We start from the raw sequence: 25,736 nt of genomic DNA, 5'->3' as shown, positions 1-25,736 counted from the left end.
TGCGCCCGCTTTTATCCTGTGATTTCAACCCTGTTTCAGCCAAACCGCCGAGAGCGGCGGCACATTGACCGAAGCCGAGTGCGGGCGGCCATGATGCGGAATGGCCTCCGCCCCCACGCCACCCAGATTGCCACGGTTCCCTCCTCCGTAAACCGCAGCATCCGTGTTCAGTATTTCCGTCCAATGCCCACCGGCCGGCAGCCCAACCCGGTAGGCCCGATCAACGGGGGTCATATTGACCAGCGCCACCACCATCGGATCGCCCGGTTTGCCCTTGCGGACCCAAGCGTAGACCCCGGCCTCCGCGTCATTGCTTTCGATCCACTCAAAGCCTTCTGGGCGCGTATCGTTAACGTGCAAGGCAGGTACGTCGCGGTAAACCCGGTTCAGATCGCGGACAAGGTTTTGCATACCCTGATGCGCCGGAATCTCCAACTGGTGCCAATCGAGCGACTGGTTGTGGTTCCATTCCTTGCCTTGGGCGAACTCACAGCCCATGAACAACAGCTTCTTACCCGGATGCGCCCACATGAAGCCATAATAGGCCCGCAGGTTTGCGAACTTCTGTTCACCATCCCCCGGCATCTTCTCCAACATGCTGCCTTTGCCATGCACAACCTCGTCATGGCTGATCGGCAGGATGTAGTTTTCCGACCAAGCGTAATGCAGCCCGAAGGTCATCTGGTGGTGATGGAAGCGACGATAGATCGGGTCTTTCTGCATGTAGGACAGGGTGTCGTTCATCCAGCCCATGTTCCACTTAAAGCCAAAGCCAAGCCCGCCGTGGTTCACCGGACGCGACACGCCCGCAAACGCGGTGCTTTCCTCGGCCACCGTCATCACACCTGCAACCTCGCCATAGGCAGTGATATTCATGCTTTGCAGCACGGCAATCGCTTCGTAATTCTCGCGTCCGCCGTCTTTGTTCGGCACCCACTGCCCCGCTTCGCGGCTGTAATCACGGTAGAGCATCGAAGCCACAGCATCGACCCGCAGCCCATCCATGTGGTATTCTTCCAACCAATACAGCGCGTTAGAGACAAGGTAGTTGGAAACCTCGACCCGACCATAATTGTAGATCAGCGTATTCCAATCCTGATGGAAGCCTTCGCGCGGGTCTTGGTGTTCATAAAGTGCCGTGCCGTCAAAGCGGCCCAAGCCATGTGCGTCGGTCGGGAAATGCCCCGGCACCCAATCGAGTAGCACGCCAATACCGCGTCGGTGGGCGGCATCCATGAAGGCGCGGAATTCGTTCGGGGTGCCGTGCCGGATCGTTGGTGCAAACAGGCCCACCGGCTGATAGCCCCAAGAGCCATCGAACGGATATTCGGAAATCGGCATCAACTCGATATGAGTGAACCCCATGTCGGCAACATATGTGACCAGTTGTTCGGCAAGCTCGGTATAGGACAGCATCCGGTCGCCGGGAGCCCGTTTCCAAGACCCCAGATGTACCTCATAAACCGAAATCGGCGCATCAATCGTCTGCTTCGCCCCGCGCGTTGCCATCCAATCAGCGTCATGCCATTGCGGATTCTCTATCTGCCGTACCACAGAAGCATTTTTCGGCGCGTGTTCCGAACCAAAGCCCACCGGATCGGCCTTCAACGGCAGCAAAACCCCACCCGGGCCGCGAATTTCGTATTTATAGGCCTCGCCCTCGGCAATCGCGGGCAGGAAAGTCTCCCACACCCCGGTGCCGCCGCGCCTGCGCATCGGATGGCGGCGGCCATCCCATTGGTTGAAGTTGCCAACCACCGAAACCCGCTCGGCATTCGGGGCCCAGACCGCAAAATGCGTGCCCACAACCCCTTCATGGGTGATTACATGCGCGCCCAGCACCTGCCAAAGCCGTTTGTGGCTGCCTTCGCCGAGCAGATATTCGTCCAATTCGCCCAGCACCGGGCCAAATGCGAATGGGTCTTCACATTCCCATTCCGCGCCATGCCCTTGCCAGCGCAAACGATAGTCCGATTTGCGCGCAAGCTCGGCCACAAACAGGCCAGCAGCACCTTTGACCGGCGTTGCGGCCACGGGTTTGCCGGATTTCCCCGGCAATACGAACATCCGTTCGGCACCGGGATCAAACCCCAGCACCACCCATTTGCCGCCGCGTTTGTGCAGCCCCAACACCGAGAACGGGTCGCCATGCCGCCCCTCGGCAATCGCTTGTGCAGCACCGGGGTCAATGAGCAAGTCAGTCATGGCAACCTCTTGATATTAAAGCGCAGATGGGATCGTCCAGACGTCTTTCATATAGCTACGAATGGTGCGATCCGAGCTGAAAAAACCCGAACGCGCCGTGTTCAATGCCGCCATTTTAATCCAAGCCTGACGATCCGCATAGGCGGTATCGACCAGGTCTTGTGCCACGTCATACGAGTCGAAATCCGCAGCAACGAGGAAGTAATCATGGTGCCAAACCCGGTGTACCAGACCATGATAGCGGTCTTTCTGATCCAGGCTGAATTGGCCTTCGGCAATCGCCTGCAACACCAGTTGCAGCGCCGGGCTGGCATCAATCGCTTTACGCGACTGCTCGGGGTCTTCGCGCCGCTTCATCGCCTCATCGGTGGTCAGGCCGAACAGGAAGAAGTTCTCGGCACCAACCTCAGCGAGAATCTCAACATTCGCGCCGTCCAGCGTGCCAATGGTCGGCGCACCGTTGATCATGAACTTCATATTGCCGGTGCCGGAAGCTTCTTTGCCAGCGGTCGAAATCTGCTCTGAAAGGTCCGCTGCGGGCACCAAACGCTCGGCCATACTGACGTTGTAGTTCGCAGGATAGATCACCTTCAGCAAATCACCGACTTCGGCATCTGCATTAATAACCTGCGCCACATCATTGATAAGATGGATGATTTCCTTGGCCACAGCATAGCCCGGCGCCGACTTGCCGCCAAAGATTTTCACCCGAGGCACCCATGCCGCCTTCGGATTGGCCTTGATGCGTTGGTAATGCGCGACGGTTTGTAGGATGTTCAAAAGCTGGCGTTTGTATTCATGGATACGCTTGACCTGCACATCAAACAGCGCATCCGGTGAGACTTTCACGCCACATTCCTGCGCAATCCAACCCTCAAGTGCCACCTTATTGGCGCGTTTGGCGGCATCAAACTTGGTGCGGAACGCAGAGTCTTCGACCAATGGCTCCAGCCCTTTCAAACGGTCGAGATCATCCTCCCAGCCGCTACCAATCGAGTCCGTGATCAAGGTGGACAGCGGACGGTTTGACATTTTCAACCAACGGCGCGGCGTCACCCCATTGGTTTCATTGATAATCCGCCCCGGATGCAGCGCGTTCAACTCGGGGAACAGGTTCTTTTTCACCAGATCAGAATGCAGCGCCGAAACGCCATTGACCTTATGCGCCATCACGAACGCCAGTTCACCCATCCGCACTTCCTGGTGCTTGACGATGCCAATGTAATGCGGTGGGTTGAAGGTGCGGCGGTGCCAGCTGTCGATGCGCTCGACAATCTGCATATGGCGCGGCAGCGTGTTGCCGAAGGTGAAGGTCGCCCACCGCTCCAACGCCTCGGGCAGCAGGGTGTGGTTGGTGTAGCCAAGGCAATCGCGCGCGGTGTCCAGCGCATCTTCAAAGCCCATGCCGTTTTCATCGACCAACAGGCGGATCAGTTCCGGCCCGGCGATTGCCGGATGGGTGTCGTTCATCTGAATGGCGACATGTTTCGGCAGGTTGCGCAGATCGGAATGGCTGGCCTTGAAGCGGCGCAGAATGTCTTGCAGGGCGGCCGAGGTCAGGAAAAATTCCTGCTTCAGGCGCAATTCTTTGCCCTGATAGGTGGTGTCATCGGGATAGAGAACGCGCGACAAGGTGCGCGCCAAGGCCTCAGGCTCTGCCGCCGCCGCGTAATCGCCACGATTGAACCGCTCCAGATCGAACTGCTTGGTCGGTTTTGCCGACCACAGCCGCAGGGTATTTGCCCATTTGCCCTGCCAGCCGATCACCGGGGTATCATAAGCGCTGGCCAGAACTGTCTCCGCCGGAACCCAAATTTCCTTGCCGCCCTTGACCTCAACCGTGCCCTTGAACGGGATCACATAGGCGCTTTCGGGGCGCGCAAATTCCCAAGGGTTCGATTGCGACAACCAGTCTTCTGGCATCTCAACCTGTTGACCACGCTCAAAACTTTGCCGGAACAACCCGTGTTCATAGCGGATGCCATAGCCATAAGCCGGGCAACCCACCGTCGCCATGCTTTCCATGAAGCACGCCGCCAGCCGGCCCAGACCGCCGTTGCCCAAAGCCGCATCCGGCTCGCCTTCCACCAGCGCGTGGAAATCCTGCCCGAAGTCCTGCATCACCTCCTCGGCGATGTCACGCAGGCCAAGGTTGACCGTGGCATCTTCCAGCAACCGCCCAATCAGAAATTCCATCGACAGATAATACACCCGCTTGCGATCTTCCGCCCAAGTGCGGCGGGTCGAGGCGAACCACGGCTCCATGATCCGGTCACGAATGGCGAAAGACAGCGCCATGCGCCAATCGTACGCGCTGGCATTGGCTGGATCTTTACCAATCGTAAAGGTCAGGTGCCGCAGCACATCGGTTTTCAGCAAAGCGGGGGTCAGATCCATATCCTTCAAGGCGCGTTCCACATCTTTCCATTTCGGTTGGCTTTGAGCCTATCTCTCTGCCGTGTGGGGTCAAGCAAGCACCGTACTCCATCCGGCACGCCGCCATTTCACCCCAAGCCCGGTCTCAGCACAAATCCTTCAAACCGCTTTCTTGTTACCGCAAACAATTTGAGATTTCACCATGTTTTTCGTTTTATTAGATAGGTCTTTGCGATCAAAGCGCTTTGATCACACCCAAAAGGCGACCATCACGGCCCAAGCCCCGCGCAAGCTTGGCTCTGAGGCACAATGCTGTATCTGATCTGAATCAAGGCAGCCCAGCAAAAACTGCGCAAGACTGCGTCAAATCTTGCAGGATCGGAGAGCCCATGCGCCTGACCACACGCACCAATTTGGCGATGCGTACACTGATGTTTTGCGCGGTCAATCACGGTCGGATCGTGCGAAAGCACGAGATTGCCGTCGCTTGCGGCGCGTCCGAAAACCATTTGGCGCAGGTGATCCATCTGCTGGCACGGCAAGACTTGCTCAAGACCCGACGCGGACGGGCGGGCGGCATGACGCTGGGGTTTGATGCAGCCGAGATCAAGGTCGGCACGGTGTTTCGGATTTTTGAGCAGGTCTTGCCCTTCACCGATTGCGCCGAACACTCCAACTCTTGCCCATTGTCCGGCGCTTGTCGGTTGAAATGCGTGCTGACCAACGCCCTAGAGGGCTTCTACAAAGCCCTTGATGCGGTCAGCCTGCAAGACCTCGTCGTCGGCAACACCGATCTTGAACGCCTACTGCGGATCGCCTGAGCCCGGTTGTGACAGCCCGCGCAGAATCGGGCAATCCGGCCGATGATCGCCGCTACAGGCGTGAACCAGATCGGCCAAGGTCGCCTCCATCGCGCGCAGTTCCACGATCTTGGCGCGAATCTGCGCCAGATGCGTCACCGCCAGCGCTTTGACATCACCACTCGCCCGCGCGCGGTCCTCATAAAGCGCCAGCAGTGCCCGACATTCCACAATCGAGAACCCCAAAGATCGCGCCCGCCCGACGAAGGCCAGCTTGTGCAGATCAGCCTCGGCAAAGGCACGGTAGCCATTCTCGCTGCGCTTGGGTTGGATCAGGCCGATGTCTTCATAATAGCGGATGGTCTTGGCGGGCAGCCCCGCCGCCTTGGCAACTTCGGCGATATTCATGCGCGTGCTCCTTTGAAGCGCCGCAACCGCAGCGCGTTGAACAGCACAAAAACAGAGGACAAAGCCATCGCCCCTGCGGCCAGCATCGGCGACAGTTGTGGGCCACCAAACGGCACCAGAACCCCGGCCGCCACCGGGATCAAAGCGGCATTATAGCCAAAAGCCCAGAGCAGATTTTCCCTGATATTGCGCATGGTTGCACGCGAAAGTTCAAGCGCACGCAGCACGCCCAGCGGATCGCCCGTCATCAGCACCACATCCCCGGCCTCGATGGCCACGTCGGTGCCAGTGCCCATCGCAAAGCCCACCTCTGCCGCTGCCAGCGCGGGGGCATCGTTGATGCCATCCCCGACAAAAGCCACACCCGCGCCAAGGCCCGCGATCACCGCCGCCTTGCCCGCGGGCAGCACCCCGGCATGAACCTCCGTGATGCCAAGCACGCCCGCCACCGCCCGCGCCGTGGCCTCGGCATCGCCAGTGATCATCGCCACCTGCACACCCGCAGCTTGCAGTGCTGCCACCGCCGCCTGCGCGGAGGGCTTGATCGGATCGGCCACCGTGATCATGCCAATCGCCGTACCGTCCCGCCCCACAAACAAAACACCTTGCCCCTTGGCCTGCGCCGCAGCAGCTTGCGCGGCCAGCCCCATATTCAAGTCAGGGAACATCCGTGCCGAGCCAACACTGACCGCCACACCCTCTAGCATCGCCCGCGCACCCTGCCCCGGCACGGCTTCAAACCCCGTCACCGCAGCCACGCGCAACCCCAACCGCGCCGCCTCTGCAGCGACGGCCGCCGCTAAGGGATGCTCTGATGCCGCCTCGACCGCCGCCGCGATTTCCAGCACCTCCGCAGCGCCCACCACCGCTTGGACCACGGGCCGCCCCAGCGTCAGCGTGCCGGTCTTGTCAAACGCCACCCGTTGCACCGTCTCAAGCCGTTGCAAAGCCTCACCTTTGCGAAACAGAATCCCCAGTTCCGCCGCGCGACCCGTGCCAACCAAAATGGAAACCGGCACCGCCAACCCCATCGCACAGGGGCAAGCGATGATCAGCACTGACACGCCCGCGACCAGCGCCTCGGCCAGTCCCGGCCCAAAGATCAACCAGACCAGCACCGTCAGCGCCGCCACCACCATCACCACCGGCACGAACCACAGGGTGATCCGGTCCACCAGCGCCTGCACCGGCAGCTTGCCGCCCTGTGCCGCTTCGACCATCGCGATGATTCGCGCCAGCACCGTCGCCGCCCCGACCTCGGTGATCTGCATCACCAAGGCCCCAGTGCCGTTCACCGTGCCACCCGTCAGCCGTGCACCGTGTAGCTTTTCCTGCCCCAAAGGCTCTCCGGTCAACATCGACTCGTCCACCGTCGAATGGCCAGAGACCGCCAGCCCATCCGCCGGAATCCGCTCTCCGGGCCGGATCTGCACCTGATCCCCCGGCAGCAAAGATGCCACCTCGACCTCTTGCATCCCACCATCCACCAGCTTGCGCGCGGTTTTTGGCGCCAGCTTCACCAGCCGCGCTATCGCCGCCCCCGCCCGCCCCCGCGCCCGCGCCTCAAGACTGCGGCCCAGCAAAATCAACGTGACAATCACCGCCGCCGCTTCGAAATACACCGAGCGCGAGGCCTGCGGGATCAAAGCCGGCCAAAACGTCACCATGCTGGAATAGACCCAAGCCGCGCCACTGCCCACCGCGACAAGGCTGTTCATATCCGGGCCACCCCGCGCCAAGGCAGGCAGGCCCTTGCTGAAAAACCGCCGCCCCGGTCCCAACAGCACCAGCGTCACCAGCACAAACTCGACCAGCCACATCGTTTGCGGCGCGATCAGCCCGTGCAGCACCATATGAAAGCCGGGGATGAAATGCCCGCCCATCTCGACAACAAACACCGGCAGGGTCAGCAATGCCGCGATGCCCGTGTCGCGCCACAACGCGCGCTGCTCTGCCGCCGGGTCATGCACCACCGCTTGCGCCAAGGGTGTCGCCGCATAGCCCGCCTTGCGCACTGCCGCCGCCAGCACCGCCGGATCGACCGCCTGCGACACAGTTACTTCGGCCCGCCGCGTTACAAGGTTCGCCACCGCATCCAGCACACCCACTTGCGCCTTCAGCACCCGCTCCACCCGCCCGGTGCAGGCGGCACAGGTCATGCCCTCGACGCTGAGATCAATTTTCATCGCAAGCTTGTCCATCGGAAATCTCCTTCGACAGCTGATATGGGGGTTCCAGTGACGGGAAGGTCAAGCCCTGCAAAAAATTATTCGTGCCCCTTGACCTTCCCCCCACCGGAACCCCCATCTTCAACCCAGAAAAGGAGCCCATCATGACCCTACTTTCCGTTCCCGACATGAACTGCGGCCACTGCAAAGCCTCGGTGACCGAAGCGCTGACCGCCCTGCCCGGCACAAAAGCCATCACGGTCGATTTGACCCTGCGGCAAGTTGAGGTTGAGGGCACCCCCAGCGCCGAATCTCTATTGGCCGCCCTCAATGAGATCGGCTTTCCGGCACACATAATCGCAACAAAGTGAAACCAAATGCCTGCTTTCGAAGGCATATTCTATTGCGGGCGTCGCAGCTGGAGTATAATTGGCCGCAATCCTTCCTTGATCCGGTCGCAACACCGCCGCAAGGGTGGAGCAATTTACCATAATGGCAGAACGCCAAACAACGACCGGAGCAGTCCAATGTCTACCTCCAAGCCCACCCAACCTCAACAAGGTGGCGCGCAAGCCCCGGCCCCGCAACAGCAGGGCCAGCAGGGCGCATCCCCCCAGCAACAAAGCGGCACCGTGTTCCGCGACTGGGCGTCGATCTAAAGATTTCGCTTTTACGACACAAAGGCCAGCCAATCGGCTGGCCTTTGTGGTTGCACTGTTCGGGGGCCAGCCGCTAGGCTGGCCTTTGTCATTTGCAGGTGCCGTATGCCAAGCCCAGTTTCAACCATACCCAACCTCGGCCCCGCTTCGGAAGTGGCCTTCGCCAAGGCAGGCATCCATTCTGCAGAAGAAATCCGCGAACTCGGAGCTGACGAAGCCTACCGTCGCCTGCTTGATGCCGGCACCCAAGCCCATTTCATCGGCTATTACGTCTTGCACATGGGATTGCAGGGTCGCCCGTGGAACGATTGCCAAGGCGAAGAAAAGAAAGCCCTGCGTGCCCGCTTCGATGCGATCAAGGCCGAGCGCATTGGCTCAAAAGCACAAGGCCGCTCCGAATTGGAAGCGGCCCTGCAATTCTTTGGGGTGATTGAGAAGCCGCGAGCCTGACCGATTTCTGATCTCAGAAATCGTGCCGGAATTCGCGCGAATTCCGCCTCAGCCGACCAGTTCAAGGCCCGAGAAGAAGAACGCAATCTCACGTGCAGCCGAAGCTTCCGAATCCGAGCCATGCACCGAATTCTCGCCAACCGACAACGCAAATTCCTTGCGGATGGTGCCCGCATCGGCGTTCGCCGGGTTGGTAGCGCCCATCACTTCGCGGTTTTTCGCAATGGCAGACTCGCCTTCCAGCACCTGTACCACAACCGGCTCGGAGGCCATGAACTCGCACAGCTCACCGTAGAAACCACGCGCCGAATGCTCGGCGTAGAACGCGCCAGCTTGCGCCATCGACAGATGGATGCGTTTGGATGCCACCACCCGCAGGCCCGCATCTTCAAATTTGGCAATGATCTTGCCGGTCAAGTTGCGCTTGGTTGCATCGGGTTTGATGATCGACAGGGTGCGTTCGACGGCCATGTGGCTCTCCATAACAAGGGGCAAAATCGCCCCGAAATTCATAACGCGCCTGCTATCACGGGTCGTCTGGCTTGAAAAGCCGTCAACAGCGCCGCAATGCGCGCCAAAAGCACCGCCTTTGCCCTTCCCCGGTTGACGCCGCCCGCCGCTTAAGGCAATCCCCGCCCCATGCTTAAAATCGAAGACATCACCTATTCCGTCGAAGGCCGCCCACTGTTTGAGGGCGCTTCTGCAACCATTCCCACTGGCCATAAGGTCGGTCTTGTCGGGCGCAATGGCGCGGGCAAAACCACGCTGTTCCGGCTGATCAAAAAGGAACTGGCGCTGGAAAGCGGCGACATTTCCATGCCCAGCCGCGCCCGCATCGGCGGTGTCGCGCAAGAGGTGCCGTCATCCTCGACCAGCCTGATCGACACGGTTCTGGCGGCTGATACTGAACGCGCAGCCCTACTGCTGGAATCAGAAACCGCCCACGACCCGCACCGCATCGCCGAAATTCAGCACCGCCTGAACGACATTGACGCATGGTCCGCTGAGGGTCGCGCCGCCAACATCCTGAAAGGCCTGGGCTTTGATACCGAAGCGCAACAGCGCCCCTGCTCGGATTTCTCCGGCGGTTGGCGGATGCGTGTGGCCCTCGCAGGCGTTCTGTTCGCGCAGCCCGATTACCTGCTGCTCGACGAGCCGACCAACTACCTCGACCTTGAAGGCGCGTTGTGGCTGGAAAGCTATCTGCAAAAGTATCCCCACACTGTTCTGATCATCAGCCACGACCGCGGCCTGCTGAACCGCTCGGTCACCGGCATCCTGCATTTGGACAACAAAAAGCTGACCTATTGGTCTGGCCCCTACGACCAATTCGCCCGTCAAGTCGCCGAACGCCGCTCGGTTTTGCAGGCCGAAGCCCGCAAACAAGCCGATAAGCGCGCGCATCTGCAAGCCTTTGTCGATCGCTTTAAGGCGAAAGCCTCTAAGGCAGCCCAAGCCCAATCCCGCGTGAAAATGCTGGAAAAGATGGAGACGATCACCGCCCCCGAGGATGCGAAAAAGGTAGTGTTCACCTTCCCGGTGCCGGAAGAACTCTCGCCGCCGATCATTAACATGGAGGGCGTTGCTGTAGGATATGGCGGCCCGCCGATCCTGAAAAAGCTGTCCCTGCGCATCGACCAAGACGACCGCATCGCTTTGCTGGGCCGCAACGGTGAAGGAAAATCTACGCTTTCCAAACTGCTCGCTGGCAAGCTAGTCGCCTGCGAAGGCAAAATGGTACAATCGTCCAAGTTGCGCATCGGCTATTTCGCGCAGCACCAAGTCGATGAGCTGCACATCGACGAAACTCCGCTGCAACACGTCATGCGCCTGCGTCCGGCCGAGGGCCAACCGCGCCTGCGCGCCCGTCTTGCAGGCTTTGGCCTGATGGCCGATCAAGCCGAAACCGCCGTAGGTCGGCTGTCCGGTGGCCAAAAAGCCCGCCTGTCCTTGCTGTTGGCCACCATCGACGCGCCGCACCTGCTGATCCTCGATGAGCCCACCAACCACCTCGACATGGAAAGCCGCGAGGCTTTGGTGGAGGCCCTCACCGAATACTCCGGCGCCGTGGTTCTGGTCAGCCACGACATGCACCTTCTGGGATTGGTCGCGGATCGGTTGTGGCTGGTGAAGGGCGGCGCTGTGACGCCCTATACAGAAGATTTGGAAGCCTACCGTCGTCAGCTTCTGGCAGGCGATGAAGAAGCCAAGCCCGTCAAAGCCGTTGAAAAGCCTAAGAAGGTCAGCCAGGATGAGGTGAAAGCCCTGCGCTCGGAAGTCAAGAAATCCGAAGAACGCCTCGACAAGCTGAACCAAATGCGCGACCGTTTGGCGAAGAAACTCGCCGACCCCGAGCTCTACGAATCCGCCCGCGCGGGTGAGTTGGACACGTGGAACAAGAAATACGCCGAAGTGATGGACGCACTTGATCGCGCCGAGGCCTTGTGGGTTTCTGCGCAGGAAAAACTGGAGACAGCCACCAAACCATGACCACGGCGTTCCTGATCACCGCTTTCGCGACCCTGTTCGTGGTGATCGACCCGCCCGGTTTGGTGCCTTTGTTTATCGCCCTCACGCAAGGCATGGATGCCGAGCATCGCCGCCACATGGCGCGGCGCGCTTGCATCATCGCCTTTATCTTGCTGACCCTATTCGGATTGTTGGGTGAGGCTTTACTGGGTTTCATCGGCATCTCAATGCCCGCCTTCCGCATCGCAGGCGGTATCCTGCTGTTCCTCACCGCCCTAGACATGCTGTTTGAGCGTCGCACTCAACGGCGCGAGGGGCAGCAGGCTGACCCGGATCACGACCCATCGGTGTTCCCCCTCGCCACCCCGTTGATCGCGGGACCCGGGGCGATTGCGACAATGATCTTGCTGGTAGGCAAATCTGGTGATGGCTGGCTGGGGACCGCTGCCGTGCTGGGGTTACTGGCGGGGATGATTTTGGCGACCTATCTGTTCTTGCTCGCCTCGCCGTATTTAGAGCGGTTGTTGGGGCGGACGGGGACGATTGTGATCACCCGCCTGCTCGGGATGCTCTTGGCGGCGCTGTCGGTGCAGTTTGTGATTGATGGCGTCAAGGGCACTGGGTTGATCGGATGAATGGCGAGGATTTTGGACGGCTGGCGTATTTGGGGCTGCTTCTAGCGGCGGTCGGCGGCTGGGTCATTGTTGAATATCGGCAGCGTTTGGGTCAGGCGCTGCGGGTGGCGATGGCTTGGGGGTTGATCTTTGTGGGCCTCATGGCGGGATATGGGCTGTGGAACGATCTGCGGCGGGATGTTCGGTCTGATCAGGTGGTGCAGGCGGATCGGGTGGAGATTCCGCGCGATCGGGATGGACACTATTATCTGCGGCTGGCGGTGGATGGGCATGAGATGGAATTCATGGCCGACACCGGGGCGACCGGGATTGTTTTGTCGCCCGAGGATGCGGCCTCGGTGGGGATTGATCTGGGCGGCTTGAACTATCTTGGGCAGGCTGAGACGGCGAATGGGGTAGTTCGGACCGCGCGGGTATCTTTGGATAGCGTGGTTTTGGGACCGTTTGAGGATCGCGGCGTGACGGCTTTTGTGAATGAGGCGGCGATGCAGGGCTCGCTTTTGGGGATGGATTATTTGGGGCGGTTTTCGATCCAGATTTCCGGGGATCGGATGATCTTGACGCGCTGAATTGGGCGTGTCCACGTGTGGACAAGGGCTCGATTTATAATAAATCAAGGGGTTATGGGGGGCTCGGTAAGGATTGGTTAACCATGCCGCGGTGCGCTGAAGCACACCCTACCGGGCAGCTTTCTCGGTTTTTTTCTGCCAGCGACCGCTTTCTTCTGACCAGTATTGCGCAGCCAGACCTGCGGTGGTGAGGGTGGTCCAGAGGCGGCGGGCGCCGTTGAGGGCTACCTCGTCCGCGCCGTCAAACAACACCCAGACACGTTGCAGGGCCTCGGCCTCGGCTGCGGTGGTTTCGGCCCCGTCGATCAGCATCAGGCCTTCGGCGGCATTAGTGATGGCACCTTGGCCGAGCAGGATCGGTTGGTCGGCGTCATGCGGGCCACCTGCAAGGCCATGCGGCAGGAAGCCGTCATCAGGGTGTATCCACAGCGCGGTGTCGAGCGCCGTCAGTGCCTGTTCATCGGTGCCGCGCAGCATGACTTTCCAACCTGCGGAGAGGGCGCGCGGCAGGATTGTCACCATGGTTTCTTGCGGCGTGGAGCGGGTCAGGTGGTAGAACATCACAAGGCTCATGGCTGGGCGAGCCTTGCTAAGAAAGCTGAGTATTTAGGAAAGAGCAACTTGGGACGTGGGGTCATTTCGACTCGTATTTGTCACGGATCAGGCGGTTCAGCGCCATCACGCCCCAGCCAGTCGCCCCTTTGGGAGCCAAGGTGCTGTCGGTTTTCAGCAAAGCCGTGCCTGCGATATCAAGGTGGCACCACGGGGTTTCATCCTTGACGAAGCGGCGCAGGAATTGTGCTGCGGTGATTGAGCCGCCATCGCGACCGCAAGAGTTGACGATATCGGCGACGCGGGATTTCAGTTTGTCATCATAGGCTTGGCCCATTGGCATCCGCCAAGCACCCTCGCCTTCCGCCCCCGCGGCTTTCAGAAAGGCGTTGCACAAGGCGTCATCATTGGAGAATACGCCGGTGTTTTCATGGCCTAAAGCGACGATGATCGCGCCGGTCAGGGTGGCAAGGTTGATCATGCCCGACGGCTTGAAGCGTTCCTGCGCGTACCAGAGCACATCGGCCAACACGAGGCGGCCTTCGGCGTCGGTGTTGATGACCTCGATCGTCACGCCCTTCATCGAGCGCACCACATCGCCGGGACGCTGGGCGCGGCCATCGGGCATATTCTCGACGATACCGACGAGGCCGACGACATTGGCCTTGGCACCGCGCAACGCAAGGGTGCGCATGACACCCGCGACGGTGGCAGCGCCGCCCATATCCATCGTCATATCCTCCATCCCGCCCGCAGGCTTGATCGAGATGCCGCCGGTGTCGAACACCACACCTTTGCCGACCAAGGCAAAGGGCGGCTGATCTTTCGGGCCGCCGTTCCACTGCATGACGACGACCTTGGAGGGGCTTTCCGAACCTTGGCCGACGCCCAACAAAGCGTTCATCCCCAGCTTAGCGAGTTGGTCTTCCTCAAGGATTTCAACCTCAAGCCCGAGCTCCTGCATCGCGGCGAGGCGGGCAGCGAAATCATCGGTGGTCAGGATATTGGCGGGTTCATTGACCAGATCACGGGTGAAGAACACGCCTTCGGCGACCGCCGCCATCGGGGCGGCTTTGGCGGCGATCGCCTCGGGTTCGGCCACCGCGATCACCACCGGGCCGGGGCTTGGCGGCTGGCTGGATTTATGCGGGCTGAAATCATAGGCGCGCAGGGCGAGACCGAAGGACAGTTCAGCGGCTTGCGGATGCGCCTCGGCAATCAGCAAAGCGCCTGCGGGGGTCAGGCTGCGGGCGACGGCGGCGCCAGCTTTGCGCGCCTCGGTGACAGTGGCGCGGCGCGGCAGGCGGATCAGTTGCAGCGCATCGGCGGCAAGGCCCGCTGGAAAGGCCAGATCGAGGCTGTCGCCGGGTTTCAGCTTGGTCGCGGCCTCGGAGGCCATCGCGCGGGCCAAAGCGCCCTTGGTCAAGGCGTTCAACCTACGCGCCGCCGGGCTGGTCGGGCGATCTGCATCAAACAGCAGGGCGATGCGCCCGGTTTGCTTTTGCAGCGCCTCGGGGCTGAAGGCTTGAAATTGAATGGCGATGGGATGGGACAAGGGGCTTCTCCGGGGCAATGTCGGGGGGCTTGCGGCGCGCTTGAGCGCAAGCTAGCGAAGGGGGACGGGGAAGGCCAGATACCAGTTTTCCCCGCCGGGGTTTTCCGCTAGGTTCGCGGCCAAGAGTTTTGGGGGGTTTGGTTTTAGGTGTCGAGATTCGACCGCTATCTGCTATCGCAACTGCTAGCGCTGTTCGGGTTTTTCTCGCTAGTGCTTGTGGCGGTCTATTGGGTGAACCGCGCGGTGGGTCTGTTTGATCAGCTGATCGGCGATGGTCAGTCCGCGATGGTGTTCTTGCAGTTCTCCTTGCTGACGCTGCCGAATGTGATCCGGCTCGTGCTGCCGATTTCGGCGTTTATCGGGGCAGTTTATGTCGCCAATCGGCTGATGTCGGAATCGGAACTGGTGGTGATGCAGGCGACTGGGTTTTCGGCGTTTCGGCTGGCGCGTCCGGTGTGGTATTTTGGGTTGATCGTCACCGGAATGATGCTGGTGCTGATGCATGTGCTGGTGCCCGAAAGCCGCAGTGCTTTGGCAGAACGCTCGGAGGCTATTTCGCAGAATGTCTCGGCGCGGTTTTTGAAGGATGGCCAGTTCATTCATCCAAGCGACGGGGTCACGCTGTATATCCGTGAGATTGCGCCGACGGGAGAGTTGTTGGATCTGTTTTTGGCGGATGACCGTGTGGCGGAACAGCGCGCGCTTTACACCGCGAAGAAGGCGTTTTTTGCGCGGACTGATGCGGGGCCGAAGCTGCTGATGGTCGATGGCATGGTGCAGTTTTTGGGGCCGAAGGGGCAGTTGTCGGTGACGCGGTTTGCGGATTTCACCTATGATCTGGCGGGGTTGATGGCGGCTCCAGCTCTGCGGACGCGCAGTATGGCGGAATTGTCGACGCCCGAGTTGTTGGCCCCGACCCCGGCGGTGATGGCAGAGGTGCGGCAGACCGAGGCGAGTATGCTGTTTGAGGGCCATGACCGCATCGCGCAGCCGTTTATGGCGCTGGCGGCGGGGTTGATCGGGTTTTCCTCGCTGCTGCTGGGGGCGTTCAGTCGGTTCGGGCTGTGGCGGCAGGTGGGGGTGGCGGTAGGGTTGCTGCTGGTGGTGCAGGCGATTGCGACGGTGGTGACGAGTGTCGGGGAGGATGTGCAGGGCGGCTGGATGCTGGCTTATGTCGCCCCCGTGGTCGGGATCGTGATTGGGGTGTTTGAGCTGTGGTTGACGCAGAGACCACGGCGGGTGCCGAAGCTGGCGGTGGCAACATGACGCTGACCCTGTATATCGCACTGCGGTTTTTGAAGATGTTCGGGCTGGTGTTTGGCGTGTTCATGGCGATTTTGCTGCTGATCGACGTGATTGATCAGTTGCGCAAGGTTGGGGTGACCTTGGGCGGAGCGTTATATCTGTCGCTGCTGAATGTGCCGGAAAGCTTGTATCAGATCCTGCCGTTGATCATGATTTTGACGGCGATTGCGCTGTTTTTGGGGCTGGCGCGGTCGTCGGAGCTGGTGGTGGTGCGCGCGTCTGGTCGGTCGGGGTTGCAGTTTCTGCTGGCCCCGGTGGTGGTGGCTTTGCTGATTGGGGCGGTGGCGGTGGCGGTGTTCAACCCGTTGGTGGCCGCGACCTCGAAGGCCTATGACCGTTTGTCGGCGCAGCGTGGGCAAGAGGGCTCGCTGCTGTCGCTGTCAGAGGATGGCTTGTGGATGCGGCAGGGCAATGCGGCAGGACAATCGGTGATCAAGGCCGTACGCAGCGATCCCGATGGCACGACGTTGCAGGGCGTCACCGTGATCACCTTCAACCCGGAAGGCACGCCAACGCAGCGGATTGAGGCCACATCGGCGCAACTGCTGCCGGGCGAATGGCTGCTGCATGGCGCGAAGCGCTGGTCGTTGACCGATGCCAACCCTGAACAGACAGCGCTTGCGTCGGCTGTGGATATGCGCCTGCCCACCGATCTGACCCAAGACCGCCTACGCGACGGCTTTGGTGATCCTTCGTCTGTGGCGTTCTGGGCCCTGCCCTCGTATATCAAAGCCTTGGAGCGGGCTGGCTTTTCGGCGCGCAGCTATCAGGTGTGGATGCAGATGGAGCTGGCCTTGCCGGTCTTGCTTGCGGCGATGGTGCTGATTGCGGCGGGCTTTACAATGCGCCATGCGCGCTTTGGTAAGACCGGACAGATGGTGCTGCTTGCGCTGCTTGGTGGATTTTTGATCTTTTTTCTGCGCAACTTTGCGCAGGTTTTGGGGCAAAACGGCCAGATTCCAATCTTACTGGCGGCTTGGAGCCCACCGATTGCGGCGGCGTTTCTGGCGCTTGGGTTATTGCTGCATCTGGAGGATGGCTGATGTTGCGTCTTATTAGCCTACTCACTACGCTGTTGTTCGCCCTGCCCGCGCTGGCGCAGGACGCCATCTCTACGCAAGAACGGGCCACTCTGGTCGCCGATGCGCTGCAAATTCAGGACAACTCCACCCTGATCGCGCGCGGCCATGTCGAGATTTTCTACCAAGGCCAGAAGCTGACCGCACAAAGCGTCACCTATGATCAGGCCAATGATCGTTTGCTGATTGAAGGCCCGATCGTGCTGAGCGATGGCAAGGGCATGGTGATTTTGGCCAGCCAAGCCGAGATGAGCGCTGATTTCACACAAGGGGTTTTGACCTCGGCGCGGCTGGTGCTGCAGCAACAGTTGCAACTGGCCGCAGCGGAAATTCAGCGGTTGGATGGACGCTATACCGCGATGCAGCGGGTGGTGGCCTCCAGTTGTAAGGTCTGTGCGGGCAGTTCGACGCCGTTGTGGGAAATCCGCGCCCGCCGCGTGTTGCATGATCAGACCGAGCGGCAGCTTTACTTCGATCACGCACAGTTCCGCTTGGGCGGCGTCCCCATCGCCTATATTCCGCGTCTGCGGATGCCCGACCCGACATTGAAGCGTGCCTCGGGGTTTCTGCTGCCGTCGCTGAAGAACAATTCCAACTTTGGCACCGGGCTGATGCTGCCCTATTTCATCAAAATGGGCGACAGCCGCGATTTGACCGTGACGCCGTTTTTCACCACCAAGGGCAGCCGCACGGTCAATCTGCGCTATCGGCAGGCGTTTGCGATCGGCGGCATTGAAATTTCAGGCGGGGTGTCTCGCGATGATCTTCGCCCTGGTGAGACGCGCGGTTATGTGCTGGGCACTGGCGAATTTGCCTTGCCGCGCGGCTTTACGCTGGATTTGCGGGTCGAGGCGGTCAGCGACCCGGCATATATCCTCGATTATGACTATCCAACCGTTGACCGTCTGGAAAGCCGCGCCGAGGTCAGCCGGACGCGGCGCAATGAATATATCTCGGGGCGGTTGATCGCGTTTCACTCGATCCGCGACGGCGAAGACAACGCCACCCTGCCCTCACGCATGGCGGATTTGACCTATCACCGCCGCTTTACCTTGGGTGGTTGGGGCGGCGAAGGTGGCTTTGAGTTGCAGGCGCATGGCCATGAGCGCACCTCGACTGATGCATTGTCCGACAGCAACAGCGATGGCATCGCCGACGGCCGCGACATGCAACGGGTGTCGCTGCGCGCCGATTGGCGCAAGAACTTCCTGCTGGACAACGGCATGGAAGCGGCAGTGCTGGGCGAGGCTGCGGCAGATTTCTACATGATCGGGCAGGATGCGGTCTATGAAGGCAGCAAGACCCGATCCCACGCTGCAGTTGGGGCCGAGCTGCGCTGGCCTTGGGTGAAATCGCAGGCCAATGGCGTCAGCCAAGTGATCGAACCGGTAATGCAGATCGTGCTGGCCTCGCGCACCGGAAGCTCGATCCCGAATGAGGATTCGACTCTGGTTGAGTTTGACGAGGCCAATCTGTTTGATCTCAGCCGTTTTCCGGGGGCAGATGCGGTGGAGAATGGCACGCGGGCGAATTTGGGCGTCAGTTATTTGCGGCTGGACCCGAATGGCTGGACCTTAGGCGTGACCGTGGGCCGGGTGCTGCGGACCGAAGATTTGGGGCAGTTCAGTGCAGGATCGGGCCTTGGCGGGGTCAGTTCGGATTGGATGGCGTCTTGGCAGTTGGATATGGCTGGATTTAATCTGGCCAATCGGCTGTTGTTTGATGATAATTTCACCATGACCAAAGCCGAACTGCAGGCTGCCTATACCGGCGAACGCTTTGCGGTGATCACGGGCTATGTCCATACCGAGGCGGATGCGACGGAAAATCGACTGACCCCGATCTCCGAGCTGACCTTGGCCACCAGTTATCGGCTGACGGATAACTGGACGGGGCGCGTCGCGAGCCGCTATGATTTTGAAGCCGAGCGCGCGGCCAAGGCCGGGCTGGGGCTGACCTTCCGCAACGAATGTTTGCTGGTCGATCTTTCTCTCTCGCGTCGGTTCACGTCCTCGACTAGTGTGAAACCGACCACGGATTTCGGGCTTTCGGTGGAACTATTGGGCTTTGGCGGCAGCTCTGCGCCGGGGCCCGCGCGTCAATGCAGGCGCTAGGATAAGAAACGGACGACGGCAGGTGATCATGGTGCGACCCGCAGGTATAACGATGGTTTTGGCGCTGATGGCGTCGATTGGCTTTGGCGCAGCTGTAAGCGCCGGGCCTTTTACGCCGATCAAGATCGTCAACGATCAGGCGATCACCCAGTTTGAGTTTGAGCAGCGCGTGCTGTTCATGCAGCTGTTGCGCCAACCGGGGGATCTGGAAAAGGCGGCGATGTCATCGTTGGTCGATGACCGTCTGCGGATGTCGGCGGCCAAGCAGTTTGGCGTCAAGATCGGCCCAGAGCAATTGAAAGCCGGGATGGAGGAATTCGCCTCCCGCGCCAATCTGACCGCCGAGAAGTTTGTCGAAATCGTCGGTCAAGCCGGGGTGCAGCCGGAAACTTTCCGCGATTTTGTCGAATCCGGGCTGGTGTGGCGGGAAATTATTCGCGGTAAATTCGCGCCAACGGTGTCGATCTCAGAAACCCAGATCGACCGGGCTTTGGCGAATGGCAGGCCACTCGCGGCGTTGCAGGTGAAACTTTCCGAGATCGTGATCCCGGCTACAGGCGCTGGTCGCACGGCGGCGTTGCAGAAGGCCGATCATTTGCGCCTGCTGCTGCGCGGTGGTGAGGATTTCGCCGCTTTGGCGCGGCAGAATTCGAGTGCAGCTTCGGCGGGGCGCGGTGGGGCGTTGGATTGGATGCTGTTGACCGAATTGAAGCCCGATGCGGCGAAAGCGGTGCGGGGGTTGGCTCCGGGTCAGGTTTCAGCGCCGGTGGTGCTGGATGATCAGGTGGTGATCTATCAGTTGCAGGAACAAAAGCAGGAGATGGTGAAGCCTTCCGGCGGCATCGTGGTGGATTACGCCGCGTTTTTGCTGCCCGACGATGGGGCGTCGGTTGCCAAAGTGCGGACCAAGGTGGATACCTGCAACGATCTTTACGCGGTGGCCAAGGGGCTTCCGGCAGATCGGCTGATCCGGGAAACTTTGCCGCAGGGCCAAGTGCCGCGCGATATCGCGGGGGCGTTGTCGGTGCTGGATGCAGGCGAATCGTCTACCGCCGTCACGCGGGGCGGCTGGCGGGTGTTTTTGATGCTGTGCCGCAGAGGTCCGCCAGAAAACGAGATGCCCAGCCGCGATGAGGTGAAACTTCAGCTGACCAATCAGGTTTTGGGCGCGCAGGCGGATATTTATCTGGAAGAATTGCGCTCTGAAGCGATGATCCGCACGCCATGAGACTGCCCGCATGATACTTCCCGTAGCGCTGACCTGTGGCGACCCCTCGGGGGTCGGCCCAGAATTGGCATTGGCTGCACGCGCGGCTTTAGGGGCGAAGCTGCCACTGTTCTGGATCGGCGATCCGCGGCATTTGCCATCGGAAGCGTTTCAAGAGATTGCCCTGCCCGCTGAGGCGGCTTTGGTGCCCGCGCATCTGCTGCCGGTGCTGCCGCACCGCTTTGCCAGTCCTGCCCTGCCCGGCCAGCCTGCGCTGGAAAACGCCGCAGGGGTGATTGCGGTGATCGAACGGGCGGTGGCTTTGGTGCAGGCCGGGCAAGCCTCGGCTGTGTGCACCGCACCGATCCATAAAAAGGCGCTAAAGGATGGCGCTGGCTTTGCGTTTCCCGGCCATACCGAGTTTATGGCGCATCTGGCGGGCGTTGACCGCGTGGTGATGATGCTGGCCTCGCCCATGCTGCGGGTGGTGCCGGTGACGATTCATATCGCTGTGGCTGATGTACCTGCGGCTTTGACGGCTGACTTGCTGGAGGACACCATCCGCATCACAGACGCAGGCTTGCGGCGGGATTTCGGGCTGGCGCGGCCTCGGCTGGCAGTGGCAGGGTTGAACCCGCATGCGGGCGAAGGCGGGGCGATGGGAGTAGAGGAGATCACCCTGATCACCCCGGTGCTGGAGCGGTTACGGGCGGAGGGGTTTGATCTGCGCGGGCCGAGTTCCGCCGATACGATGTTCCATCCGCGCGCGCGCGAGGCCTATGATGCAGCGATCTGCATGTATCACGATCAAGCGCTGATCCCGATCAAGACGTTGGATTTCGATGGCGGGGTGAATGTGACTTTAGGTCTGCCGTTTGTGCGCACCTCGCCGGATCATGGCACGGCTTATGATATTGCGGGCAAGGGGTTGGCGCGGCCTGACAGTTTGATTGCGGCGCTGCGGATGGCGCATCAGATGGCAGCGGCGCGCTTGGGGTAAACCGCTGGGGTCAGCCCCAGACCCCGGGATATTTGAGCACAGAGGATGAGTTATGGGCACGATTGACGGGTTGCCGCCTCTGCGTGAGGTGATCAAGGCGCATGATCTGGTGGCAAAAAAGCAGTTGGGGCAGAACTTTCTGCTCGATCTGAACCTGACCGCCAAGATTGCGCGGTTGGCGGGGGATCTGTCGGCTTGTGATGTGCTGGAGGTAGGCCCCGGCCCCGGCGGGCTGACGCGCGGGCTGCTGGTGGAAGGCGCGCGGCGGGTGCTGGCGGTCGAGAAAGACCCACGCTGTGTGCCTGCGCTGCAGGAGATCGGCGCGGCCTATCCGGGGCGATTGGAGATTATCAACGCCGATGCGATGGAGATCGACGTGCTCGGGCATCTCAACGCGCCGGTGCGGGTGGTGGCGAACCTGCCCTACAATGTTGGCACCGAATTGCTGATCCGCTGGCTGACGCCGAAGGTCTGGCCGCCGTTCTGGCAGAGTCTGACGCTGATGTTTCAGAAAGAGGTGGCCGAGCGGATCGTGGCCAAGCCGCGCACCGATCACTATGGCCGTTTGGCGCTGCTGGTGGGCTGGCGCTGCGATGCCAAAATCGTGATGCATCTGCCGCCCGAGGCGTTTACGCCCGCACCGAAGGTCCATTCGGCGGTGGTGCATCTGACGCGGTTGGAGCAGCCTCGGTTTCCCGCCGATGAAGCGGTGCTGAACCGGATCACCACCATGGCCTTCGGGCAGCGCCGCAAGATGCTGCGCTCTAGTCTGAAGGGCATGGGGCCTGCGATTGAGGCACAACTGGAGGCGGCGGGGATACCGCCTACCGCGCGGGCCGAGGAAATTGAATTAGAGCGGTTTTGCGCCTTGGCGCGGATTGTGGCCGCAGGCTGACGCTTTTCTCCCAGCCTTGGAACGCAAAAAGCCCGCACTTGGCGGGCTTTTTGGTGGGGATTTGTTGAGCGTCTATTCTGCGGCTTCGGATTTGTCCGGGGTGGCTTCCACAGCGGCAGGCTTTTTCTGCCGGGGCGCGCGGGTGGTTTTTGGCGCAGCTTCCAATCCGGGCAAAGTCTCGGCCACTGGCTTAGGCGCACGCGGCGCACGGGTTTTGACCGGAGCAGCAGCGGCGGCTTCAACTTGGGCAACAAGCGCTGCGGGCGATTCAAAGCGCGGCGCTTCAACGCGGGGTGCTTCTGTGCGAGGGGCTTCAACGCGGGGCGTTTCAACTCGCGGGGTGTCGACGCGGGGTGTCTCAACGGCGGTTTCTTCGCGGGTGGTTACGAAACGCGGCGCCTCAGCGCGGGGTTGTTCGGCGCGCGGGGCATCATTGCGCGGCTGCTCTGCGCGAGGTTGATCGTTGCGCGGTTGCTCAGCGCGCGGCTGATCGTTGCGCGGCGCACGTTGCTCGCGGTTTTTGTCATCCCGCGGGCGGTTGTTGTCTTGGCGGCGCTGTTGGTTGTTGTCGCGCTGTTGGTTATTCTGCTGATTGTTGTCGCGCTGCTGGTTGTCGCGCTGCTGGTTGTCGCGGCGGTAATTGTCTTGGCGCGGCGCTTGGCGGCTCACCTCGGGCAAATCAACCAAAGTATGTTCGTCTTCATCAACCACGCTGAAGCCGCCGGTATAGGGCTGCTCGGCATCACCCGCCTCGCTGCGTTCGGGGCGGTAATCGCCACGCTCATTGCGGTAGTCTTGCCGATCGCGGTTGCCGTTCTGGTTGTTTTGGTTGTTCTGGCCGCTCTGATTATTTTGACCGCCCTGATACTGCTGGCGGCTTTCTTGCTCGGCCGCCATCTCACGCGTGGCTTCGGCCAGCATGCGGGTATAATGCTCGGCGTGTTGGCTGAAGTTTTCAGCGGCCACACGGTCGTTCGACCGATGGGCGTCACCCGCCAGCATTTGATATTTCTCGATGATCTGTTGCGGCGTGCCGCGCACTTTGCCTTCGGGGCCAGAGCTGTCGAAGACGCGGTTGATGATATTGCCGAGGGTGCGCGGGCGGTTCGTCTTTGAACGCGAACGGGACTTGGAAGAGCGCATCTTGTCCTTTGATCCAGATGGTCCGGGAGGTTGCGCCTGATCCTTTCGGGATCGTCAGCCCCGTGGGGCATGGCAGCAATGACCGGGTTTGCGCGGGTCAGTGCCGAATTGCACCGAATGTCGCGTGGGATTGAATAATCACAGGGGCGGGGTTCTGACAAGCAGATTCTTGTCGGATTGGTTAGAGAGTGTCGGAGTTGGCAGAGTCTTGCGGTTTTTCGGCCCAGATCACGCGGTCGCGACCGTCGAGGTCTTGTAGGGTGCGGATGTTGATCAGGCCTTGGGCTTGCAGCAAAGCGGTGACGGCGGCGCTTTGGGTGGGGCCGATTTCCAGTAGCAGACGGCCTTGGGCCATTAGGCGGGCGGGGGCTTGGGCGGCGATTTTGCGGTAGGCATCCAAACCATCACCGCCGGGAGTCAGGGCGGCGTGGGGTTCCCATTGCAGCACATCAGGGCCGAGGTTGGGCATCTCGTCGGCGGCGATGTAGGGCGGGTTCGAGGTGATCAGATCGAAGCGGCCTTGGATATTGGCGCACCAGTCGGATTGGATGAATTTGGCGCGATTGGAGAGGTTGAGAGCGGAGGCGTTTGCTTGCGCAACCTCTAGGGCTTTGGCCGAAAGATCAGAGCCGATACCACTCGCCATCGGCATATCGGCAAGGCAAGACAGCAGAATGCAGCCGGTGCCGGTGCCGAGGTCGAGCAGTTTCAGGAACGGGCGGGTTAGGGCTTCGGCCACCAGAATTTCGGTTTCGGGGCGCGGATCGAGGGTGTCTTGCGTGACTTTGAAGCTGCGGCCCCAGAATTGGCGCTGTCCGGTGATTTGCGATACGGGTTGGCGGTTGGCGCGGGCGGTGATTGCGGCGGCGTAAGCCGCCTTGGCCTGATCGGAGAGTGCGTCGGGCAGATGCAGGGTCAAGCGATCAGCTGCGATGCCCATCGCATGGGCCAGCAGCAAGCTGGCGTCGCGCGGGGCGTTGTCGATGCCTGCGGCAGTTAGCTGCGGAATGGCGGCGCGCAGGGCGTCTTGCGCCGTCATCCTTCCATCTCGGCCAGTTTGCTGGCTTGGTCGTGGGCGACCAGAGCATCGACCACTTCGCCCAGATCGCCCTGCATGATTTGGCCCAAAGAATAGAGCGTCAGGTTGATGCGGTGATCGGTCATCCGGCCTTGCGGGAAGTTATAGGTGCGGATGCGCTCGGAGCGATCCCCCGAGCCGACCTGAGATTTCCGTTCAGCGGCGCGTGCGTTATCGACGCGGGCGCGTTCCAGATCGAACAGCCGGGCGCGCAAAACCTGCATGGCGATTTCTTTGTTGCGGTGCTGCGATTTCTGCGCCGAGACGACAATCATGCCGGTGGGAATATGGGTGATCCTCACGGCGCTATCGGTGGTGTTGACGTGCTGACCACCTGCCCCAGAGGCGCGCATGGTGTCGATGCGGATGTCAGAGGCCGGGATCACCAGATCAACCTCCTCGGCCTCGGGCAGCACGGCGACGGTGGCGGCAGAGGTGTGGACGCGGCCCTGCGCTTCGGTTTCCGGCACACGTTGCACGCGATGCACGCCGGATTCGAACTTCAGTTTGGCAAATACGCCCTCGCCCGCAATGTGGACTTGCACATCCTTGATGCCACCAAGTTCGCTGTCTTGCTGTTCAAGAACCTCAAACGTCCAGCCCATTTTCTCGGCATAGCGCTGATACATCCGAAGCAAATCGGCGGCGAACAAGGCGGCCTCGTCGCCACCCGTACCGGGGCGGATTTCGAGAATCGCCGGGCGGGCATCGGCGGCGTCTTTCGGCAGCAACGCGATTTGCAGCCGGGATTCCATCTCGGGGATGCGGGCTTTCAGCAGCGGCATCTCATCTTCCGCCAAAGCCTTCATTTCGGGATCGGCGAGCATGATCTCGGCTTCAGCCAGATCATCCAAGGCGCGGCGGTAGGCGACGATTTCATCCGCGACGGGCTTCAGATCGGAATATTCGCGCGACAACGTCGCAATGTCGGCGGGCGAGGCGCCTGCGTTCAGCTTGGCTTCGAGAAACTCGAAACGCTGGGTGATCTGGGCGAGTTTTTCTAACGGAACCATGCGGGGGGTTTGCAGAGTTCGGCGGCTTTGGTCAAGTCCAAGAGCGACACCTGCAT

At 60.8% G+C, this 25,736-nt stretch carries 22 protein-coding genes and 1 pseudogene; 13 read left to right on the top strand and 10 right to left on the bottom strand.

Annotated features, from left to right (window positions below):
* Positions 1-24: 24 nt before the first annotated feature.
* Together glgB and AKV04_RS24990 are read right to left on the bottom strand one after the other, a co-directional pair.
* Positions 25-2,205, bottom strand: coding sequence for a 1,4-alpha-glucan branching protein GlgB (gene glgB, locus AKV04_RS24995; protein ID WP_054009117.1), 2,181 nt, complete (start codon positions 2,203-2,205; stop codon positions 25-27).
* 15 nt (positions 2,206-2,220) lie between these two features.
* Positions 2,221-4,602, bottom strand: a complete 2,382-nt coding sequence (locus tag AKV04_RS24990; RefSeq protein WP_054009116.1) for a glycogen/starch/alpha-glucan phosphorylase — start codon at positions 4,600-4,602, stop codon at positions 2,221-2,223.
* Between the two features lie 368 nt (positions 4,603-4,970).
* Here AKV04_RS24990 and AKV04_RS24985 point away from each other — a divergent pair, with 368 nt between their 5' ends.
* Positions 4,971-5,402 (top strand): RrF2 family transcriptional regulator, encoded by a 432-nt coding sequence (locus tag AKV04_RS24985; RefSeq protein WP_054009115.1) that lies wholly within the window; start codon positions 4,971-4,973, stop codon positions 5,400-5,402.
* On the opposite strand, the gene cueR is transcribed toward AKV04_RS24985, so the two are convergent.
* Together cueR and AKV04_RS24975 are read right to left on the bottom strand one after the other, a co-directional pair.
* Positions 5,385-5,789, bottom strand: a complete 405-nt coding sequence (cueR, locus tag AKV04_RS24980) for a Cu(I)-responsive transcriptional regulator (RefSeq protein ID WP_054009114.1) — start codon at positions 5,787-5,789, stop codon at positions 5,385-5,387. The genes AKV04_RS24985 and cueR overlap by 18 nt on opposite strands.
* Entirely contained in the window at positions 5,786-7,990 is a 2,205-nt protein-coding gene (locus AKV04_RS24975; protein WP_054009113.1) for a heavy metal translocating P-type ATPase, read from the bottom strand. Before AKV04_RS24975 ends, cueR begins: the two co-directional genes overlap by 4 nt.
* Before the next feature lie 131 nt (positions 7,991-8,121).
* Between AKV04_RS24975 and AKV04_RS24970 the strand changes: the two genes are divergently transcribed.
* The 3 genes from AKV04_RS24970 (at position 8,122) to AKV04_RS24965 (ending at position 9,066) form a co-directional block, all read left to right on the top strand.
* Complete coding sequence (locus AKV04_RS24970; RefSeq protein WP_054009143.1) at positions 8,122-8,328, top strand: heavy-metal-associated domain-containing protein; 207 nt, start codon at positions 8,122-8,124, stop codon at positions 8,326-8,328.
* A 156-nt stretch (positions 8,329-8,484) separates the two neighbouring features.
* Positions 8,485-8,616, top strand: coding sequence for a hypothetical protein (locus tag AKV04_RS27650; protein WP_268871824.1), 132 nt, complete (start codon positions 8,485-8,487; stop codon positions 8,614-8,616).
* Between the two features lie 105 nt (positions 8,617-8,721).
* On the top strand, positions 8,722-9,066 hold the full coding sequence (locus AKV04_RS24965; RefSeq protein WP_054009112.1) for a TfoX/Sxy family protein: 345 nt from the start codon (positions 8,722-8,724) through the stop codon (positions 9,064-9,066).
* A gap of 48 nt (positions 9,067-9,114) precedes the next feature.
* On the opposite strand, the gene ndk is transcribed toward AKV04_RS24965, so the two are convergent.
* Positions 9,115-9,537: a nucleoside-diphosphate kinase gene (gene ndk, locus AKV04_RS24960; RefSeq protein ID WP_054009142.1), complete on the bottom strand. Its 423-nt coding sequence runs from the start codon at positions 9,535-9,537 to the stop codon at positions 9,115-9,117.
* A 168-nt stretch (positions 9,538-9,705) separates the two neighbouring features.
* On the opposite strand from ndk, the gene AKV04_RS24955 reads away from it, so the two are divergent.
* The 3 genes from AKV04_RS24955 to AKV04_RS24945 are packed head-to-tail and all read left to right on the top strand — an operon-like array spanning position 9,706 to position 12,739.
* Entirely contained in the window at positions 9,706-11,556 is a 1,851-nt protein-coding gene (locus tag AKV04_RS24955; RefSeq protein WP_054009111.1) for an ABC-F family ATP-binding cassette domain-containing protein, read from the top strand.
* On the top strand, positions 11,553-12,170 hold the full coding sequence (locus tag AKV04_RS24950) for a MarC family protein (RefSeq protein ID WP_054009110.1): 618 nt from the start codon (positions 11,553-11,555) through the stop codon (positions 12,168-12,170). The genes AKV04_RS24955 and AKV04_RS24950 overlap by 4 nt, the downstream gene beginning before the upstream one ends.
* On the top strand, positions 12,167-12,739 hold the full coding sequence (locus AKV04_RS24945) for a retropepsin-like aspartic protease family protein (protein ID WP_054009109.1): 573 nt from the start codon (positions 12,167-12,169) through the stop codon (positions 12,737-12,739). Before AKV04_RS24950 ends, AKV04_RS24945 begins: the two co-directional genes overlap by 4 nt.
* A gap of 108 nt (positions 12,740-12,847) precedes the next feature.
* On the opposite strand, the gene AKV04_RS24940 is transcribed toward AKV04_RS24945, so the two are convergent.
* Both AKV04_RS24940 and AKV04_RS24935 read right to left on the bottom strand, forming a co-directional pair.
* On the bottom strand, positions 12,848-13,312 hold the full coding sequence (locus AKV04_RS24940) for a DNA polymerase III subunit chi (protein WP_054009108.1): 465 nt from the start codon (positions 13,310-13,312) through the stop codon (positions 12,848-12,850).
* A 61-nt stretch (positions 13,313-13,373) separates the two neighbouring features.
* On the bottom strand, positions 13,374-14,846 hold the full coding sequence (locus AKV04_RS24935; RefSeq protein ID WP_054009107.1) for a leucyl aminopeptidase: 1,473 nt from the start codon (positions 14,844-14,846) through the stop codon (positions 13,374-13,376).
* Between the two features lie 147 nt (positions 14,847-14,993).
* Between AKV04_RS24935 and lptF the strand changes: the two genes are divergently transcribed.
* The 6 genes from lptF to rsmA are packed head-to-tail and all read left to right on the top strand — an operon-like array spanning position 14,994 to position 22,446.
* Positions 14,994-16,112: an LPS export ABC transporter permease LptF gene (gene lptF / locus AKV04_RS24930; protein WP_054009106.1), complete on the top strand. Its 1,119-nt coding sequence runs from the start codon at positions 14,994-14,996 to the stop codon at positions 16,110-16,112.
* Positions 16,109-17,194, top strand: a complete 1,086-nt coding sequence (gene lptG, locus AKV04_RS24925; protein ID WP_054009105.1) for an LPS export ABC transporter permease LptG — start codon at positions 16,109-16,111, stop codon at positions 17,192-17,194. The genes lptF and lptG overlap by 4 nt, the downstream gene beginning before the upstream one ends.
* Positions 17,194-19,344 carry an LPS-assembly protein LptD gene (locus tag AKV04_RS24920; protein ID WP_054009104.1) on the top strand — a complete coding sequence of 717 codons (2,151 nt, stop codon included), beginning with the start codon at positions 17,194-17,196 and terminating at the stop codon, positions 19,342-19,344. Before lptG ends, AKV04_RS24920 begins: the two co-directional genes overlap by 1 nt.
* Entirely contained in the window at positions 19,298-20,572 is a 1,275-nt protein-coding gene (locus AKV04_RS24915) for a peptidylprolyl isomerase (RefSeq protein WP_268871823.1), read from the top strand. Before AKV04_RS24920 ends, AKV04_RS24915 begins: the two co-directional genes overlap by 47 nt.
* 10 nt (positions 20,573-20,582) lie before the next feature.
* The gene (gene pdxA / locus AKV04_RS24910) at positions 20,583-21,551 is read left to right on the top strand and encodes a 4-hydroxythreonine-4-phosphate dehydrogenase PdxA (RefSeq protein WP_054009102.1); all 969 of its coding nucleotides are present in this window, start codon (positions 20,583-20,585) and stop codon (positions 21,549-21,551) included.
* A gap of 52 nt (positions 21,552-21,603) precedes the next feature.
* On the top strand, positions 21,604-22,446 hold the full coding sequence (gene rsmA, locus AKV04_RS24905) for a 16S rRNA (adenine(1518)-N(6)/adenine(1519)-N(6))-dimethyltransferase RsmA (protein ID WP_054009101.1): 843 nt from the start codon (positions 21,604-21,606) through the stop codon (positions 22,444-22,446).
* An 896-nt stretch (positions 22,447-23,342) separates the two neighbouring features.
* On the opposite strand, the pseudogene AKV04_RS27965 reads toward rsmA, so the two are convergent.
* The 3 genes and pseudogenes from AKV04_RS27965 to prfA form a co-directional block, all read right to left on the bottom strand.
* Positions 23,343-23,589, bottom strand: a pseudogene (locus AKV04_RS27965) (DUF4167 domain-containing protein); the annotation flags it as partial.
* A gap of 181 nt (positions 23,590-23,770) precedes the next feature.
* Positions 23,771-24,628 carry a peptide chain release factor N(5)-glutamine methyltransferase gene (gene prmC, locus AKV04_RS24895; protein WP_054009099.1) on the bottom strand — a complete coding sequence of 286 codons (858 nt, stop codon included), beginning with the start codon at positions 24,626-24,628 and terminating at the stop codon, positions 23,771-23,773.
* Positions 24,625-25,680, bottom strand: coding sequence for a peptide chain release factor 1 (gene prfA / locus AKV04_RS24890; RefSeq protein WP_054009098.1), 1,056 nt, complete (start codon positions 25,678-25,680; stop codon positions 24,625-24,627). The genes prmC and prfA overlap by 4 nt, the downstream gene beginning before the upstream one ends.
* Positions 25,681-25,736: the final 56 nt, after the last annotated feature.

The organism is Cypionkella psychrotolerans (assembly GCF_001294535.1).
GTDB lineage: Bacteria > Pseudomonadota > Alphaproteobacteria > Rhodobacterales > Rhodobacteraceae > Cypionkella > Cypionkella psychrotolerans.
Note: the sequence above shows the minus strand (reverse complement) of the source record. Positions and strands in the feature narration are given on the sequence as shown.

Excerpts from the sequence above, each read along its gene's own strand:
- glgB (WP_054009117.1), bottom strand. The coding sequence starts at position 2,205 with ATGACTGACTTGCTCATTGACCCCGGTGCTGCACAAGCGATTGCCGAG.
- AKV04_RS24990 (WP_054009116.1), bottom strand. The coding sequence starts at position 4,602 with ATGGATCTGACCCCCGCTTTGCTGAAAACCGATGTGCTGCGGCACCTG.
- AKV04_RS24985 (WP_054009115.1), top strand. The coding sequence starts at position 4,971 with ATGCGCCTGACCACACGCACCAATTTGGCGATGCGTACACTGATGTTT.
- cueR (WP_054009114.1), bottom strand. The coding sequence starts at position 5,789 with ATGAATATCGCCGAAGTTGCCAAGGCGGCGGGGCTGCCCGCCAAGACC.
- AKV04_RS24975 (WP_054009113.1), bottom strand. The coding sequence starts at position 7,990 with ATGGACAAGCTTGCGATGAAAATTGATCTCAGCGTCGAGGGCATGACC.
- AKV04_RS24970 (WP_054009143.1), top strand. The coding sequence starts at position 8,122 with ATGACCCTACTTTCCGTTCCCGACATGAACTGCGGCCACTGCAAAGCC.
- AKV04_RS27650 (WP_268871824.1), top strand. The coding sequence starts at position 8,485 with ATGTCTACCTCCAAGCCCACCCAACCTCAACAAGGTGGCGCGCAAGCC.
- AKV04_RS24965 (WP_054009112.1), top strand. The coding sequence starts at position 8,722 with ATGCCAAGCCCAGTTTCAACCATACCCAACCTCGGCCCCGCTTCGGAA.
- ndk (WP_054009142.1), bottom strand. The coding sequence starts at position 9,537 with ATGGCCGTCGAACGCACCCTGTCGATCATCAAACCCGATGCAACCAAG.
- AKV04_RS24955 (WP_054009111.1), top strand. The coding sequence starts at position 9,706 with ATGCTTAAAATCGAAGACATCACCTATTCCGTCGAAGGCCGCCCACTG.
- AKV04_RS24950 (WP_054009110.1), top strand. The coding sequence starts at position 11,553 with ATGACCACGGCGTTCCTGATCACCGCTTTCGCGACCCTGTTCGTGGTG.
- AKV04_RS24945 (WP_054009109.1), top strand. The coding sequence starts at position 12,167 with ATGAATGGCGAGGATTTTGGACGGCTGGCGTATTTGGGGCTGCTTCTA.
- AKV04_RS24940 (WP_054009108.1), bottom strand. The coding sequence starts at position 13,312 with ATGAGCCTTGTGATGTTCTACCACCTGACCCGCTCCACGCCGCAAGAA.
- lptG (WP_054009105.1), top strand. The coding sequence starts at position 16,109 with ATGACGCTGACCCTGTATATCGCACTGCGGTTTTTGAAGATGTTCGGG.
- AKV04_RS24920 (WP_054009104.1), top strand. The coding sequence starts at position 17,194 with ATGTTGCGTCTTATTAGCCTACTCACTACGCTGTTGTTCGCCCTGCCC.
- pdxA (WP_054009102.1), top strand. The coding sequence starts at position 20,583 with ATGATACTTCCCGTAGCGCTGACCTGTGGCGACCCCTCGGGGGTCGGC.
- rsmA (WP_054009101.1), top strand. The coding sequence starts at position 21,604 with ATGGGCACGATTGACGGGTTGCCGCCTCTGCGTGAGGTGATCAAGGCG.
- prmC (WP_054009099.1), bottom strand. The coding sequence starts at position 24,628 with ATGACGGCGCAAGACGCCCTGCGCGCCGCCATTCCGCAGCTAACTGCC.
- prfA (WP_054009098.1), bottom strand. The coding sequence starts at position 25,680 with ATGGTTCCGTTAGAAAAACTCGCCCAGATCACCCAGCGTTTCGAGTTT.